The organism is Halomonas sp. MMH1-48, from assembly GCF_022348105.1.
Classification (GTDB): Bacteria; Pseudomonadota; Gammaproteobacteria; order Pseudomonadales; family Halomonadaceae; genus Vreelandella; species Vreelandella piezotolerans.
The window spans coordinates 83782-100343 of record NZ_JAKRFL010000009.1; the positions used below are offsets into that span (position 1 = coordinate 83782).

The 16562-nt window shown below is 46.5% G+C and carries 12 protein-coding genes; all 12 read left to right on the top strand.

The genetic code is table 11. From position 1 onward, the window contains the following. Positions 1–182 precede the first annotated feature (182 nt). The 12 genes from MHM37_RS10175 (at position 183) to MHM37_RS10230 (ending at position 16552) form a co-directional block, all read left to right on the top strand. Complete coding sequence (locus MHM37_RS10175; protein WP_239296557.1) at positions 183–992, top strand: ABC transporter permease; 810 nt, start codon at positions 183–185, stop codon at positions 990–992. A gap of 3 nt (positions 993–995) precedes the next feature. After that, the gene (locus MHM37_RS10180) at positions 996–2093 is read left to right on the top strand and encodes a chain-length determining protein (RefSeq protein WP_239296558.1); all 1098 of its coding nucleotides are present in this window, start codon (positions 996–998) and stop codon (positions 2091–2093) included. A gap of 802 nt (positions 2094–2895) precedes the next feature. Then, a complete protein-coding gene (locus MHM37_RS10185) occupies positions 2896–4320 on the top strand; it encodes an MBL fold metallo-hydrolase (RefSeq protein ID WP_239296559.1) in 1425 nt (474 codons plus the stop codon). Positions 4321–4516: 196 nt separating this feature from the next. Then, the gene (locus tag MHM37_RS10190; RefSeq protein WP_239296560.1) at positions 4517–5641 is read left to right on the top strand and encodes an ABC transporter ATP-binding protein; all 1125 of its coding nucleotides are present in this window, start codon (positions 4517–4519) and stop codon (positions 5639–5641) included. A 45-nt stretch (positions 5642–5686) separates the two neighbouring features. Further along, the gene (locus tag MHM37_RS10195) at positions 5687–7096 is read left to right on the top strand and encodes a hypothetical protein (RefSeq protein ID WP_239296561.1); all 1410 of its coding nucleotides are present in this window, start codon (positions 5687–5689) and stop codon (positions 7094–7096) included. Positions 7097–7145: 49 nt separating this feature from the next. Further along, positions 7146–8216 (top strand): hypothetical protein, encoded by a 1071-nt coding sequence (locus MHM37_RS10200; protein WP_239296562.1) that lies wholly within the window; start codon positions 7146–7148, stop codon positions 8214–8216. Then, a complete protein-coding gene (locus MHM37_RS10205; protein WP_239296563.1) occupies positions 8213–8512 on the top strand; it encodes a hypothetical protein in 300 nt (99 codons plus the stop codon). The genes MHM37_RS10200 and MHM37_RS10205 overlap by 4 nt, the downstream gene beginning before the upstream one ends. A 20-nt stretch (positions 8513–8532) precedes the next feature. Then, entirely contained in the window at positions 8533–9657 is a 1125-nt protein-coding gene (gene wecB, locus MHM37_RS10210; protein WP_239296564.1) for a UDP-N-acetylglucosamine 2-epimerase (non-hydrolyzing), read from the top strand. An 81-nt stretch (positions 9658–9738) separates the two neighbouring features. Beyond that, positions 9739–11019: a UDP-N-acetyl-D-mannosamine dehydrogenase gene (gene wecC, locus MHM37_RS10215; protein ID WP_239296565.1), complete on the top strand. Its 1281-nt coding sequence runs from the start codon at positions 9739–9741 to the stop codon at positions 11017–11019. Positions 11020–11131: 112 nt separating this feature from the next. After that, positions 11132–15034, top strand: coding sequence for a glycosyltransferase (locus MHM37_RS10220; protein ID WP_239296566.1), 3903 nt, complete (start codon positions 11132–11134; stop codon positions 15032–15034). A 19-nt stretch (positions 15035–15053) separates the two neighbouring features. Beyond that, positions 15054–15788: a sulfotransferase family 2 domain-containing protein gene (locus MHM37_RS10225; RefSeq protein WP_239296568.1), complete on the top strand. Its 735-nt coding sequence runs from the start codon at positions 15054–15056 to the stop codon at positions 15786–15788. A 17-nt stretch (positions 15789–15805) separates the two neighbouring features. Next, positions 15806–16552 carry a hypothetical protein gene (locus MHM37_RS10230; protein WP_239296569.1) on the top strand — a complete coding sequence of 249 codons (747 nt, stop codon included), beginning with the start codon at positions 15806–15808 and terminating at the stop codon, positions 16550–16552. The last annotated feature ends 10 nt before the right edge of the window (positions 16553–16562 follow it).

Below are 16562 nucleotides of genomic sequence, written 5' to 3' on the forward strand. Positions count from 1 at the left end.
AGTAAGTGGTGAGTAGTGAAGGCAGTATCTCGTAGCGCGGCGTAACGACTGAGCGACAGCAACGAGCGAAAGAGGCACCGCAGCGGCGGCCCGGCCCGAAGGGCGGCGCGAGCCGCCCTGATCAAGGCAACCTAATCATCATCAGCTCCTTCATTTACGCTCTTTTCAAAAGAAACAGCCTCATGAATGACACACATAGCGCCCCGAAAGGGGCGCGCTCTTCTTGGCAAGTCACCCGCAGCGTGTGGTACGCCATGTTCATGCGGGAAGCCATTTCCCGAACGATGAGCGACCGCATGGGCTGGTTCTGGATGATTTTTGAGCCAGCAGCGTTCATTGCCATTATGGTCGGCATTAGAAGCTTTGTGCGTGGTGATAAACTGATTGCGAATGCTGATTTTATTCCATGGATGATTGCAGGAATGATGGGCTTTTTCTTAGTGCGTGAGGGCATGCTTCGCGGAATGGGAGCTATCGATGCCAATAGCGCACTATTTGCCTATCGTCAGGTGCAGCCAGTCGATCCTGTGCTAGTGCGCAATTTCCTGGAAGGGATGATTCGCACGTTTGTTTTTTTCCTTTTTATTGTGGGTGGCTTAATGCTGGGGTTGGATATGTACCCAGATAACGCCATTCGTGCAGCAGGTGCCTGGTTATCGCTGTGGAGCCTTGGGATAGGCCTTGGATTGGTTACATCGGTGCTAGCGACAATGATTCCTGAAATTGGCAGGATTGTTCGAATGCTATCCCTACCGCTGCTTATTATTTCTGGGGTGATGTTTCCGCTTAACCAACTGCCACACTGGCTGTTGGAATATTTGATGCTAAACCCTATTCCGCACGCATTAGAAACATTACGTTTAGGTTTTTTTGAAAACTACAAAACAATCCACGGCACCAGCATGACGTACTTTTGGCTGGTAACGCTAACCCTGAATGCATTAGGGCTAGTAATGCACCTTCGTTTCGTTAATAGGTTAAAGGCTAAGTAACCCATGCAGCTATCCGTTACCCGTTTTATCAAGCAGTCGCCGCACTGGGCGTTGGCCTTAATCGCTATCCTACTGGTTAGCTTTTATTGGTTTTTAGTGGCTGAGGAACGCTATGTCTCCCGTGCCACTGTAGTATTAGAAAGCCCCCAGGTCGCCACGCCAGAATTTAGCCTTTCATCGTTAATGGGGGGCGGGGCGGGCAATACCGCTGATTTGCTGCTACTGCGTGAACACTTACTCTCGGTAGATATGCTGCGTCTGTTGGATGAACAGCTCGGTATTCGCCAACACTACAGCGAGCACGGTGATTTCTTCGCCAAGCTCCGCGACCCTAACGTACCCATCGAAGACCTACATGAATACTACCTGCGTCGGGTAGAGGTAGAGCTAGATGAGTATGCAGGTGTATTGAATATTTACGTTCAAGGCTACACGCCGGAATTCGCCCACGATATGGCATCGCTGCTGCTGGAAGCTGGCGAAAACCACATGAACGAAATGGGCCACCGCTTAGCCGATGAACAAGTGCATTTCTTGGAACGGCAAATGGTGCGGCTAGAAGAGCGCTTTGAAGAAACCCGCGCCCAACTGCTCGAATTCCAGAACGAATACGGCCTGGTATCGCCCACCGCCACGGTAGAGAGCATCAACCAAGTCGTGGCCACGTTAGAAGGCGACTTAGCCCGTTTGCAGGCCCAGCGCAACGCCCTGGCCAGCTTCCAAAGCTCCCAGTCTGCTGAATTACGCCAAGTAGAGCGCAGCATTGCAGCACTACGCGACCAAATCACCGAACAGCGCGACCGCCTAGCCCAAGCCACCGGTAACTCGCTCAACCGTGTCTCTGCCGAGTACGAAACCCTAGAGCTACAGGCGCAGTTCGCCCAAGAGACCTACTCCAGCGCCCTGGCCGCTCTGGAAAACACCCGCTTAGAGGCTGCCCGCCAGCTCAAGCAGGTCAGCGTGCTACAAAGCCCGCTGATGCCGGAATACCCCACAGAGCCCAACCGCCTCTACAACAGCAGCGTCTTCGCCATCATCACCATCTTCCTAGCGTTCATTCTCAGCATGCTCATCATGATCGTCAAAGACCACCGCGATTAAGATGTTTGGCGAATGGCGAATGGCGAATGGCGAATGGCGAATGATGCCGCCACCGCGTAGCGCGGCGTAACGAAAGAGCGAGAGTAACGAGCGAAAGAGGCACCCGCGGAGGGCGGCGCTAGCCGCCCCGATGGAGCCACGGTGATTCATCAAACCTCGTTGGCATAATCTACACCCCTAGCGGGGTGCTTCGCGGGTGCGCTCCGCTTACACCGCGCTACGAATACATAGCACACAGAAGCGCGGCAAGAACCCCGTAGCGCGGCGTAACGAAAGAGCGAGAGCAACGAGCGAAAGAGGCACCCGCGAAGGCGGCGCCAGCCGCCCCGATTGAGCCACGGTGATCAATCAAACCTCGTTGGCATAATCGGCACCCCTAACGGGATGCTTCGCGGGTGCGCTCCGCTTACACCGCGCTACGAGTACCACACATAGAAGCGTGGCAGGAACCCCGTAGCGCGGCGTAACGAAAGAGCGAGAGCAACGAGCGAAAGAGGCACCCGCAGCGGCGGCCCGGCGCGAAGGCGGCACCAGCCGCCCGATTGAGCCACCGTGATTCATCAAACCTCGTTGGCATATTCGGCACCCCTTGCGGGGTGCTTCGCGGGTGCGCTCCGCTTACACCGCGCTACGAATAAATAGCATACTTAGAAGCGTGGCAGGGACCCCGTAGCGCGGCGTAACGAAAGAGCGAGAGCAACGAGCGAAAGAGGCACCCGCGAAGGGCGGCGCTAGCCGCCCCGATCACGCCACCAAACGCCAAAATGCCATACCGCTAAGAGAAAGCACGAAAAGGAAGTCAATGCTCAACATCACCCACCACGGCGGAGCCAAAGGCGTCACCGGAAGTTGCCACCAGCTCACCCTCGATAGCGAACACTCACTGCTGATCGACTGCGGGCTATTCCAAGGCGAAGACGCAACAGAAGACGCATTCGATCAGCTACAAATCGATTTCGATATCAGCACCGTCAAAGCGCTGGTCATCACCCACGTACACATCGACCACGTAGGCCGCTTGCCTTACCTACTAGCGGCAGGGTTCAAAGGGCCAATCATCTGCTCCATTCCCTCGGCCAAACTGCTGCCCCTGGTGATTGAAGACGCCCTGAAAATTGGCTTCACCCGCAACGCCCAGCTCATCGAGCGTTTCCAGCAACAGCTAGAAAGCCAAATCGTCAGCGTGCCCTACGGTAAATGGCACACCGTGGTCGGAAAATCCGAAGAAGGCAGCACCACCACACGGGTAAAACTCAAGCGGGCAGGGCACATTCTTGGTTCCAGCTACGTAGAAGTTGCCCACCAGTACCCCAACGGTGAAAAGGAGCGGGTCATCTTCAGCGGCGATCTAGGCGCCCCCTACGCTCCGCTACTCCCCGCACCACAATCCCCCTACGGTTGCGAACAGCTAGTACTCGAAAGCACCTACGGCGACCGACATCACCCTGACCGCCGCCAGCGACGTGCCACGCTGAAAAACGCCATCGAGCAGGCACTCACAAACGGCGGCACGGTCATGGTGCCCGCCTTCAGCATAGGCCGCACCCAAGAGCTACTCTACGAGCTAGAAGGCATCATTCATGAAGCCGAGCGCAACGCCAAACGCGGCTTACCCAAAAGCCAGTGGAAAGCGCTAGAAATCATTGTCGATTCACCGCTCGCCGCCCGTTTTACCCAGGTATACCGCCAGCTAAAACCCTACTGGGATAAAGAAGCCCAACGCCGCCTACGCGGCGGCCGACACCCGCTCAACTTCGATAACCTCTACACCGTAGAAAGCCACGAAGCCCACGAGCAAACGGTAGCGTATTTAGCCAACACAGGCCGCCCCGCCGTGGTCATCGCCGCCAGCGGCATGTGTGCAGGTGGGCGCATCATGAACTACCTAAAAGCCATGCTAGGCGATGAACGCCACCAAGTACTGTTCGTAGGCTACCAAGGCGCAGGCACCCCAGGCCGTGCCATACAGCAGTACGGCCCCCAAGGCGGTTGGGTAGAAATAGACGGCCAGCGAATTGATATCAAAGCAGGCGTCACCTCCATCAGCGGCTACTCCGCCCACGCCGACCAAAAAGGGCTGCTCAACTTCGTCAAGCGCATGCGCCGCTGGCCCCATACCATCCATTTAGTACACGGCGAACAAACCGCGCGCAGCACGCTCAAACGTGAGCTGGAAGCGATGTACACCCGTAAAGGAAAGGTGGTGAAACTAGTGAATGGTGAGTAGCACCAACCCTGTTTCGCGACATAACAATCAATCGTGGCAACACCCGAATGACGGCACCAACCCCGTAGCGCGGCGTAACGAAAGAGCGAGAGCAACGAGCGAAAGAGGCACCCGCGGAGGGCGGCGTTAGCCGCCCCGATCACGCCATCGAAGGCTGAAGCGCCACCACAGAACACCATCGGCAACCAAATACCCAATGATCGAAATAAAGAATCTCTACAAGCGCTACCACAACCACCACGGTAGCGACTGGGTGCTCAAAGACATCAACCTCACCATACCCACCGGGGTGAGCGTAGGCCTGATAGGCCGCAACGGTGCCGGTAAATCAACACTATTGCGACTTATTGCAGGTATGGACACCCCAGATAGAGGCGAGGTGATACGCCACAGCCGCGTTTCGTGGCCAGTAGGGCTTGCAGGCGGCATGCAAAACAACATGACTGGCCGCCAAAACGCCAAATTTGTTGCACGTGCTCAAGGGTGTGGGCCAGAAGAAGTCAACCGCGTTATCGAATTCGTTCAGGACTTCGCGGAAATCGGCGAAGCCTTCGATGAACCCGTACGTACCTATTCATCAGGTATGCGCTCGCGCCTTTCGTTTGGCTTATCGCTCTCGTTTGATTTTGACGTTTACATTTCAGATGAAGCCACCGCCGTAGGCGACCGCTCTTTCAAAGCCAAAGCACAAGCGCTTTTTAAAGAGAAAGTGGGCAAAGCATCACTCATTATGGTGTCGCACGGCGAGGGTATTCTGCGAGACCTTTGCCAAGTAGGTATCTACATAAAGGATGGTCAGGCCTATTGGTACGACGATATCAACGAGGCCATTTTGGCGTACCACACCGATGTGGATGAGCAAAAGCAGGCTGGTGTTAGTGGGGGTGAAGAACCCACACACACGTTAGATGGCGATCCGGCAACCTTTAATAAAGCCCAGGTTCAGGAACTGCAAAAACAGCTTAAAGAAGCCAAACAGTACATGAACGGCATTGCGCAGCGTCTTCAACAAGCCAAACGTGAAAAATGGCCTAATGAAGAAGTGCAATTGCTTGGTCATCTGCGGTTAGAAGCCAATGAACGGGTAAAAAAACTTAGCGAGACTATAGATCAAACACCTATTGGTGCTCGGCAATCTGTCAAGGTTCAAGTGAATCAAGCGCAGCTAAGCATCAATGCGTTTACTCAATTGCTCGAAAAAGCGGAAACTGAAAATTGGGAAGCACCGCGTAAAGCGACTATTGAGAAAGCACTTAAAAACGCTCATCTACAAAAAGAGCATGCAGAAACCACATTAGAAGCGATGGATGGCTTGGATTAAACGCCTTTTAATACTACTAACATATAAAGCAGGAGAAGTGAGTCAGTGAATAGAATTGCTATTGTCGGCCATCCATCTTCGGGGTACACGGACGTAGAAGCACTGTTGAAACACTATGGTATGGGAGAGGCAGCCCCTTCCAGAAGGGAAGGCATGAGCGTTCACGATATTGAAGCCGCACTTTTTAAAGCCCATAACGCCGTTAACATCAAACAGGTGCAAACCGAGGCCGAGTTAAGCCAGTTAACGCCCAGTAGTGTATGGCAAGGCCTAGCTCTGGATTTTCTGCTAGGTAATATGCAACAGAAGGGCGTATGGGGCTGGGCCTCATCTAACACACTTCCCTTACTGAATATGTGGCATGAGGTAGATGATCAAACAGCTTTTCTGTTGGTGTACCAGCATCCTGCCATTGCGTTGCAAAATGCACTAGATCGCAAAGAAAGCATATCCCCGACTGAGGTGCTCAATAACTGGGCGGCCTATCATGGTGCATTGTTAGCCTTTTATCTTCGTCATCCTGAGCGCAGCTTTCTGGTTCACACTCAGCAGCTCCTTAGCCAGCCTCAAGAGGTAATTAAAGCACTACCTGGGCTTTCAGCTAAGCCAGCAGAAGGTGCAGTGACAACCACTAAGGCCAGCCGATTAACAGTCGTACTGAACTCTCTGGAAGGCTGTGAGCAGGCCGAGCTCGCATACTTAGAAGCAGAGCCACTAGCACGCCTTCTAAGTGAGCAGATGGTGGAAAAGCATCCAGCACTTTCCCTCTTTGAAGAGTTACAGGCGAGTGCTTCTCTGCCAAATGAAATTAATAGTGAAGTTGCAAGTGAGGATGCTTGGCAACACTTTAGAAAACAGCGAGCTGTATTGCTTAATACGCTAACGAAATTGCAGCAGGCACTGGAAAAAGAAATCTCTAAGAATGCTGCTTTAAAGCGTGAAAACGAGGAGTTGAAAAAAACTCCTCCTACTCCAGCCGTTGCGGCTGTCGATACTACTGAGCTACAGCAAGAAAACAGCATGCTGCTAGAGCAGTTGCATATAGTTCAGGAAGAGTTAGAAAAGCTGTATAGCCAAGCTAGAAAAAAAGCCACAGTAGTTTCTGAAAAAGGGCCTTATTACGGTGCCGACCAGCGTATTAAGCGCCAGCTTACTTATCGGTTAGGGGCAGTGTTAGTGAATAGCTACAGCGTGACAGACTTTATCTGCCTACCTTTAAAGTTAAAGCGTGAATATGATTCCTATAAAAAAGATATGAAGGCGCGTAATGGAGAAAGATTGCCACCTATTTCACAATATGCTGATTTCCATTTGGCAGAACAGGTAAAACGGCACCTCTCTTATCGTTTAGGGAAAGTTTTAATGGATAATGCTGGTTCTCCTATGGGCTGGATGAAACTACCGATGGCATTAAGCCGAGAAACTAAGGCTTTCCATAAAGAACGCCAACATTAATCATCTGCAGAAATCTTGCCAAGAACACTAACATCACAGCGAGCACTCTATGACGGTTGCGCCTAACTCCATTCAAGCTCCTCCTTCGAAGCCCGCGCATGGCCACAATTCGCTTACGCTTATGCAATGGCTAAGCGCTCTTTATGGCATACAGCCACTGTCAAAATTAACGCTGTTAGGGGCAGGCAATGGTTACAGCGAAGTACTTTTCTGGGCAGCAGATCATGCTATCGAAAACGTCAATTTGGTTGAAGCTAACCAGCAGCCATTCCACCAGTTAAGCTCTAAATGGCAGGCCTCTCAGCCTCAGTGGCAGTTGCACAATTTGGTGATGGATGCCGGGTTTAACAAAGCTGATGCGTTTTATGTAGCAAATAATTCTGCTGAAAGCGGCCTTTTGGCACCTGAAGCACTTACCAGCCTGTGGCCGAACATCACTGAGCAAGAGAGTAAGCCGTGTGAGCCATTTACATTGGCTGAATGGGCAAGCACGCATTGGCAAAGTGCAGGACAGTGGCTTTTTATTGACTACTTTTGTAATGCAAGCGTGCTAGCTAAATATGTTTCTGAGTTTGAAAAAGTCGATGTGCTCCGAGTGCGTGTAAGCAAAGAAGAATCAGTACCTAAAGACATCACCGCAAATACTTGGGAGCTTGCTTTGACGCAAGCAGGGTTTCGTGTGATTTTTCGTGAGTGTGAGCGTCACCCGCATATTGAACGCTGGCTATGCTTTAAAAAATTAAAAAGTGAATCTTTAGTCCATGAAGCAGAGCTTGCTCAAGCTAAAGCGGAGCTAGCTCAGGTAAAAGAAACGCTAGAAAATACTCATGCTTGGTCCATAAGTCGAAAGCAGCAGGCACTTGAATGTGAAAAGAAGGCTTTAATGCTAGAAGAATCTTTGAAAGTGACTCAAGAACAGCTAGCCAAAGCTCGACAGCAAAGCACTCAAATTAATTTGTTACATGAGTTAGTCAAACAAATGTCACAGCAGATGGCAGTAGACTTCATTGTTCAAAGTGAACAGCGGCAGCAGGCAACAAATGCTTTGGGAAAACATATCACTCAATTGTTACAGCCTTCCCAAATGCAGCCCCAACATGAGGAAAAGGATAACCTATGAGCGCACATCCTCTCTTGGTAAAGCAGGCCATGCTGGCGTTTCGCCAAGGCAACTATGCGGCCGCTAAAGTGCTTTACCAGAAAGCCGCCCAACAGTATGGCGAGCACTTGTTCAAAGCCAATCTCTACCTGTGTGATAAATATGCTGGCAGCGGTTCAAAAATGCTAGCCGAAACTCCTGAGAGTGCTGCTCAGCTAGCAGGACAAGCCCAACAACAACTACAAGAAACCCAGCAACTTCTTGAGCACTACTACCAGCGCTGCCAAGAACTTGAGTACCAACGATTAGAGCGTTGATTAACAGCTAAGGTAACAGAATGAAAGTATTGACCGTATTTGGCACCCGTCCCGAAGCGATTAAAATGGCACCGCTGGCGCTTCAATTAGCCGCCGATGAGCGTTTTGACGCTAAAGTATGCGTGACGGCACAGCACCGAGAAATGCTGGATCAGGTGTTGTCTTTATTTGAGCTAGTACCCGATTTTGACCTGAACATCATGAAACCGGGCCAAGACCTAAACGATGTCACCTGCGGGATTCTGCAAGGTCTCAAGGGTGTTTTTGAAGAGTTTAAGCCTGATATTGTGCTGGTGCATGGCGACACCGCGACCACCTTTGCCACCACCCTGGCGGCTTACTACCAGCAAATCCCCGTTGGTCACGTAGAAGCAGGGCTGCGTACTGGCAACCTATACTCGCCTTGGCCGGAAGAGGGCAACCGTAAACTCACTGGGGCATTGGCAAAACTGCACTTTGCACCTACCGAAACCTCTCAACAAAACCTGTTGAATGAAGGCATCGCACCAGCGGATATTCACGTAACAGGCAATACAGTGATCGACGCACTGTTGGATGTTGCCCACAAGCTGGATACGAACCAAGCATTGGTTCAAGAGCAGGCCGCACGCTTTCCCATGTTGCAGGCAGGCAAGCGTTTGATACTGGTCACTGGGCACCGCCGCGAAAGCTTTGGCGGCGGTTTTGAGCGTATTTGCCAAGCATTGGCAGATACCGCCAAAGCTCACCCTGATACGCAAATTCTCTACCCGGTTCACTTGAACCCGAATGTACGCGAGCCAGTGAACCGGTTATTGGCAGGTATTGATAACGTCCATCTTATCGAACCTCAAGACTACCTGCCGTTCGTTTACTTGATGAATCGCGCCCACATCATTCTGACGGATTCCGGTGGTATTCAAGAAGAGGCGCCATCTTTAGGTAAGCCCGTGCTGGTAATGCGCGATACCACCGAGCGCCCTGAAGCGGTTTCCGCCGGTACCGTAAAGCTGGTGGGCACCAATGCTTCTACCATCACTGAAGAACTGACCCGCCTGCTAACAGATGAAGCAGCCTACAACGCCATGAGTTATGCCCATAACCCCTACGGCGATGGTACCGCCTGCGAACGTATTCGCAACGTGTTAAGTGAGTGGAAACAGTAATAGGCGAGTATCAAATACTCGTCACTAACTATTCACGACTCACCATTTAATATTCAACATCCACTATTCACGGATAAACACATGAAATTTGAAACCATCTCTATGATTGGCCTTGGCTACATTGGCCTGCCGACTGCAGCGGTATTTGCTTCACGGAAGAAGAAAGTGATTGGTGTTGATGTTAACCAGCACGCCGTAGATACCATTAATAAGGGCGATATTCATATTGTAGAGCCTGAGCTAGATATTGTGGTGAACGCTGCGGTGAAGCAGGGTTACCTGCGTGCAACCACTACCCCTGAACCCGCTGATGCCTTTTTGGTAGCTGTACCCACACCGTTCCATACAGATGAAAACGGTCAGAACCACAAAGCAGATTTAAGTTATATAGAAGCAGCAGCCAAATCCGTGGCAGCGGTATTACAGCCGGGCAACTTGGTGGTTCTAGAATCCACTAGCCCCGTAGGTGCCACCGAGCAGATGGCAGAGTGGCTGGCAGAAGCACGGCCAGATCTAACCTTCCCGCAAACCCACGGTGAAGCATCCGATATTCGTATTGCCCACTGCCCCGAACGTGTATTACCGGGCCATGTAATTCGCGAGCTGGTGGAGAACGACCGCGTTATTGGTGGTATGACCCCGAAATGCGCAGAAGCTGCCTGCGCGCTCTATCAAATCGTGGTGGAAGGAGAGTGTGTTGCTACCACTGCTCGCACTGCCGAAATGGCCAAGCTAACCGAAAATAGCTTCCGTGATGTCAATATTGCTTTCGCAAATGAACTTTCCACTATTTGCCACGAGTTAGATATTAATGTGTGGGAACTGATTGCCTTAGCAAACCGTCATCCGCGAGTGAGTATTTTGACCCCTGGTGCGGGCGTAGGTGGCCACTGTATTGCTGTAGACCCCTGGTTCATCGTAGATGCCTGCCCAGAACAGGCCAAAATCATTCGCGCAGCGCGCGAAGTGAACGATGCCAAGCCGCAGTGGGTGCTAGGCCGTGTGAAAGAAGCGCTTGAGTACTACCACCAGCAGCACCCGGACGTTAAACGTAGCGATTTAACGGTAGCTTGCTTGGGGGTTGCCTTTAAACCGGATATTGATGACCTGCGTGAAAGTCCCGCCCTGGGGATTGCCAAAGAAATCGGCAAGCTGGGCTGCAAACTACAAGTGGTCGAACCCAATATTGAAACACTGCCTAAAGGCCTAGAAGGCGATAACGTAACACTGGCGACCTTCGATGAAGCCATGGCACAAGCCGATGTGGTATGTGTGTTAGTGAAGCACAAGCCGTTTATTGTTCATAAAAAGGCCGTGAGCGGTAAGGAAACCGTCATCGACGCCGTGGGCCTACTGAGTTAAATATCCACCCATAATTATCGCTAAACCATGTGAGTGGTAAAGGCAAGGCTGTTCCACAGCCCAAAGCGCCACTCACCATTCACCATTCACCTTTTATCTCTCACGGAAACCCATGGACGAGCTTCTTCAACACGCCACGCATTTAGCGAATCAGACCAGCCATGCACTTTCAATGCCTATCAAAGGCCGTGTGGCTTATGTGGTTAGTCATGGTCAAAGTTATGCGAGCAACGGCTATGCGATTCGCACACAAGGTGTGGCTAAAGCCCTTAATCAACATGGCTTTGAAACTCTATGTTTTGTTCGGCCGGGTAGACCGTGGGAGTTAAAGCAAAATAGCCAACCTACTCCTCCTGAAGTTATCCTACAGGGGGTGCGTTATATTCATAGCCGCTGGCCTAATGATGTTGCGCCGACCAACGAGCGCGAGCACTTAGAAGCGAGCGTTCAGCAATTCATGACGCTGTTCAGCGTTTACCGCCCAGAAGTGGTGCTAGCTGCCTCTAATTGGATAGTCGGCTTACCCGCCTGGGTGGCGGCGAAGCGACTAGGTTTGCCGTTTTATAATGAAGTACGCGGTTTCTGGGAGCTATCACGCGCTGCACAAGATCCCGCTTTTGAAAGTAGCAAAACCTGCCAAATTGAAGCAGAGCGCGATACTTTTGTGGCAAAGCAGGGTGTTACCACCTTCACTTTAAATTCTTCTATGCAAGCAGAGCTGGTAAAGCGTGGTGTCAAGCCAGAAAACATGAAGCTTGTCCCTAATGGAATAAGTGAACTACCACAATTCATGCCTGCTGATTTAGATTTGAAATCTAAGTTAGGTATTAGTGAAAATGATACTGTAATTGGCTATGTAGGTAGTTTTAATAGCTATGAAGGTTTAGACTTACTTGTTAAGTCATGTAAAAAGCTAGTAGCTTCTGGGTTTAATATAAAACTACTGTTGGTAGGTGATGAGAAACCACATGTCAGCGACTTAGTATCTGTTTTAAAAAGTGAAAAAGAATCATTTGTCATATGTTCTGGAAGAGTAAACCATAATGAAATTTGTCGGTTCTACAGCTTGATAGATGTGGTTGTTATTCCTAGAAAGGCGTTGCCAGTGTCTCATCTAGTTCCACCAATGAAGATTGTGGAAGCGTTGGCATACAATAAACCTGTAGTTGTTTCAGATATTGCGCCATTAGCAGAGTATTCAAAAAAATACACAAATGTGTCAGTTTTTCAGTCAGATAAAATTGAAAGTTTAATTGAAACATTAAAAAATTCAATAAGCATCAAAAGTGAAAGAAGTGATAGTTTTTCAAGTTTGATTTTGAGTGTTGACAATATTGTAGAATCTTTTATACATTTAATGCCTACAAGTAATAATGTTAACGCAAATTTTACTCTGGTAGCTCCTAATAGCAAGGTTCGTAAAACCCCATGGTCTCATATAAAAGTCGATGGGTTGAAAAAAATATCTATACATGCCCAGTCTGAAACTCCAGTTCCCAATAAGAAAATTGCACTAGCACTACGATTTTTTAATGAAAATGGCAACGAAGTAAATCCACCTGAGGGTGTTGCATATTACTCGGATGTATATCGCTGGTTTAGATATGTGACTGTTTTCAAAAAAGGTGTAGATAATACGGAAAGTTCAGTTAATATATCAGTCCCGGATTATGTAAAAAGCATTGGGATGTGCTTTTTAGACCTAGGGAGTGTTGGTTTGGATAAAATCAGCATCTCTTTGTTTAAAGAGACAGCTGGCAATGGAGTTCTAGTAAACAATGAAAAAAATTTCAATTTAAAGGAAGCTTACGAGAATGTTTTTAATTTTATAAATTCTGATTTTTCAGGAAAAGCTTTAGTAGCTAAAACCATTATATATGGTGACGTCAGCCCTAATGTCTTAGATGGGTCATCGGTTTGGTTGACTTCAGTAGCAAACATAGTGTCTGCTACTAGGCCAACAATTTTATTGCTTAAAGATAACATTAAAAATAATAAAGTGGTTTCTAATATTATCAAGCATAGTGATTTGGTTATATTGGAGCCTAAGAGTATAGGTTTTCAAGCTCCGATGAGTCTTGAAAATGTTACAGAAGCTCTTACCCTACTGCATGCACATTGCCCTGAAATAACTTCTATTATAACAAGGGGAGTTGATATTAGTTATGAAGTGCAAAAAAGAAAAGAATTTACTGGGATTCACTTTCCCTACATAACAGATTTTTATGAAATTAAGCCTGATGGTTTTTGTTTGGTGGGAAGTAAAGTTAGTAAATTAAAAGAGATAATGTTGAATGCCCGATCACTATTGTATCAGACAGAAGCTATACGCAGTAAAGTTGAGGAAGTAGTTGGCTTTAGTTTTGATAGTATTCATCTTCCACCATCAATTCCTGAAGAAGTGATTAATCAGGAGGTGGTGTCTAATGCTGAATCTGATGTTCTTCATATTGGTTATGCTGGTAAGGTTCAACCAAATTGGGGCGTCATAGAGCTAATTGAAGAAGTTCAACGACAGATATCACTTGGTAAACTAATAAAACTGCACATTGCAACTGGTAAAATTTATGGTAAAGGGTCTGAAGGACAAGCATTTGTAAAAAAGGTAAAAAGCTTATTAGATAGTTCGTTTATAGAGCTTTATGATAGTCTTTCTCGTGAAGATGCTATATCCTTAATGTCTAAAATGGATTTGGTCTGGTGTTATAGAGATCCTAATCTTGAAAATAACACTTTAGAACTTTCGACCAAACTTGTTGAGACAGCTGCACTAGGCAAGCCATGTATTATATATCGCTCAAAAATAAATGAAGAGTTCTTAGGCCAAAGCTATCCTTTTTTCATCAACGATCTTTCTGAATTCGAAGAAAAATTGCGTAATTTCGATTCTCTAGTTGACCACTCTAAAAAATACTTAAGCGACTTGTCGGAGAATGTCCAGAAAAATTATACTTTTAAATCACTTAAACAAAAGCTATCGATTAAGTTAGATGAAGATAATGCGCGTACATTTTCTGGAAATCAGATTGTAATCGCAGGCCATGACCTAAAATTCATTTATCCATATATTACTCATTTGCGAAAATCTGGCGCTAAAGTAGCGCTTGATATGTGGGAATGGGGTGAGAGCCTTAACTACAATATTAGTAAATATTACTCTAACTGGGGCGGAACTATACTTTGTGAGTGGGGGCTTGCGAATGCAGTCTGGTATAGTAAAAATAAAAAGAAAAATGCTAACCTCGTAGTCAGAATTCATGCTCAAGAGGTGAGAAAAAAAGCTCAGAAATTTGGTCATGGGCTTTTAGTTGACAATGTAGATAGAATAATTTTTGTCTCACCTCTAATACGTGAAAAAGCGATGGAGCTTTTCAATTGGCAAGAAAGTAAAACTGTAGTAGTGCCAAACGGAGTACGAAATAATCGTTTTTTTAAACGAGATAAAAAACTAACTCCTAATCTAGGTATGGTTGGAATTGTTCCTACTACTAAGCGCCTAGATCGTGCGCTGGATGTAGTGGAGAGGTTGAATAAAAAAGGAACCAGTGCAAAACTGTTCTGCAAAGGTCATTTGCCTGAAGACTTACCGTTCATGCATGCACCAGGAAGGCGTGATGAACTTGTGTATTACAAAGAGATATATAAAAGAATTGAATCTAGCCCTTATCTGAAAAGTAATGTGATTTTTGATGGTTGGGGGAACGATGTCGAACAGTGGTATCAGAAGGTAGATTTCGTTCTGTCTACAAGTGATAACGAATCATTTCATTATGCTTTAGCAGATGGAGTAATGGCAGGGTGTATTCCTATTGTTTGGCCTTGGGAAGATGCTGATAAAGTCTATGATCCGAGCTGGATAGTAAGAAATGCTGATGAAGCAGTTTATCTTATTGAAAAGCATCTCAATATGGATAGTGATGATGCTAATCATGTGAAAGAAAAAGCCAAAAAATTGATAGATGAGCGATACTCAGAAAAAACCGTATTTGATGATATTGATAAGCTTTTAATTTAGTTTGACTGGAGAGGCAAGAATGAGCATTATTAATGAAATGTTAAAGAAAAAAACCTATAAAGAGCTTGATTTAAATACTCATATTTCTTTGAAAAATGAGTACGTTTTTTTTCAAGTTAGCAAGGTAGCTAGCAGTACAATTAAAAACTTTCTCCAAGAGATTGAAGTTGCCGGAACAAGCCGAAAGGTTATTGATGTTAATAACAGATATGTATCTCCACATGTTTGGCCGACACAGTTAAAAGAAGATAAATTTATATCAATAATTGAGAGCCCATCTTTTAAAAAGATATCCTTTGTAAGAAACCCATACTCAAGGGTGTTATCCTGTTATTTGCACAGAATAATTAAAGACGTTAATTCGCCAAGTAATAAGTCATTGGCTAAGTATACTGGTGGATTATGTGGGCCAAAAATAACTTTCAGTGATTTTGTTAAAGTGATTTCGGAGCAAGAACCTAAGCAGCAGGAAAGTCATTGGCGTATTCAGAGTGAAGAAATATTTTTTGATGTAATTCCAAACTGGGATTTCATTGGAAGATTTGAAAACCTAAAAAATGATCTAAATATCCTGGATTCACTTTTGAAATTAAAAAACAATAACTCTTCTTTTGATGAGAGTGTTAATAAGTCACCTATGGCTACAGGGGCAAACGACAAACTAAAGTCATATTTTGATGATAATACTCAAGAGTTGATTTATAATTCTTATGCTGCTGACTTTATAAATTTTAATTATGGAAAAGAGTTGTAAGGTTAAGGGTCTTATCTATGAAATTTCTTGTTTTTGGTGACTCACATACTACCTATTTTAATATTACAGAGTCCATGAGAGGGGTAGACTCCAACTTACGTGGCGTAAATTCAATAGTAAAGACTATTGGGGGTAGTACAATATCTGGTTTTGGTAAAAGGGAATCAACGCTGAACACATTGCATGCTTATAAAAAGGCTTATGAGTTATATAAGCCTGATTATATTGTTTTTGCATTGGGTCAAGTTGATTTAGAGCTTGGATATTACTATCGTTGGTTTGTTAAACAAGAAAAGCCTGATTTTAATGAGTATATAACTGGATTGGCTTCATCTCTCGTTGCAGAGGTTTCTTCAATCGCAGAAATTTATGATTTGAATTTGAGTCAGCTTTTGTTTAAGGGAGTGAATTTATCGGTTTTAACTTACGATAGAGCTTTAGCTGTTAAATATACTACAGGAATTATTGCTGAAAATTTAGAAAACGTATCTCAGGTTGAGGGCGTTAAAAAAGAAATGTTGTCTTATTTTCCAAGTAATTTGGAAAGACGGAATATGCACTTGCGGTTTAATGACTTGATTAAATCAACGGCCATTAAAGCAGGCATGAAATATTTTGATATTAATGAAGAAATAACAGATGAATCTTCTTTGCATGTTCGTAGGGAGTTTGTACCGGCTAAGTATGATCATCATTTAGTAGACTCTTTAGATGTTAGACTGATTCATGTTCGTAAATTGTTAAATACTATTTACGGCTGTTAAGAGTATATAT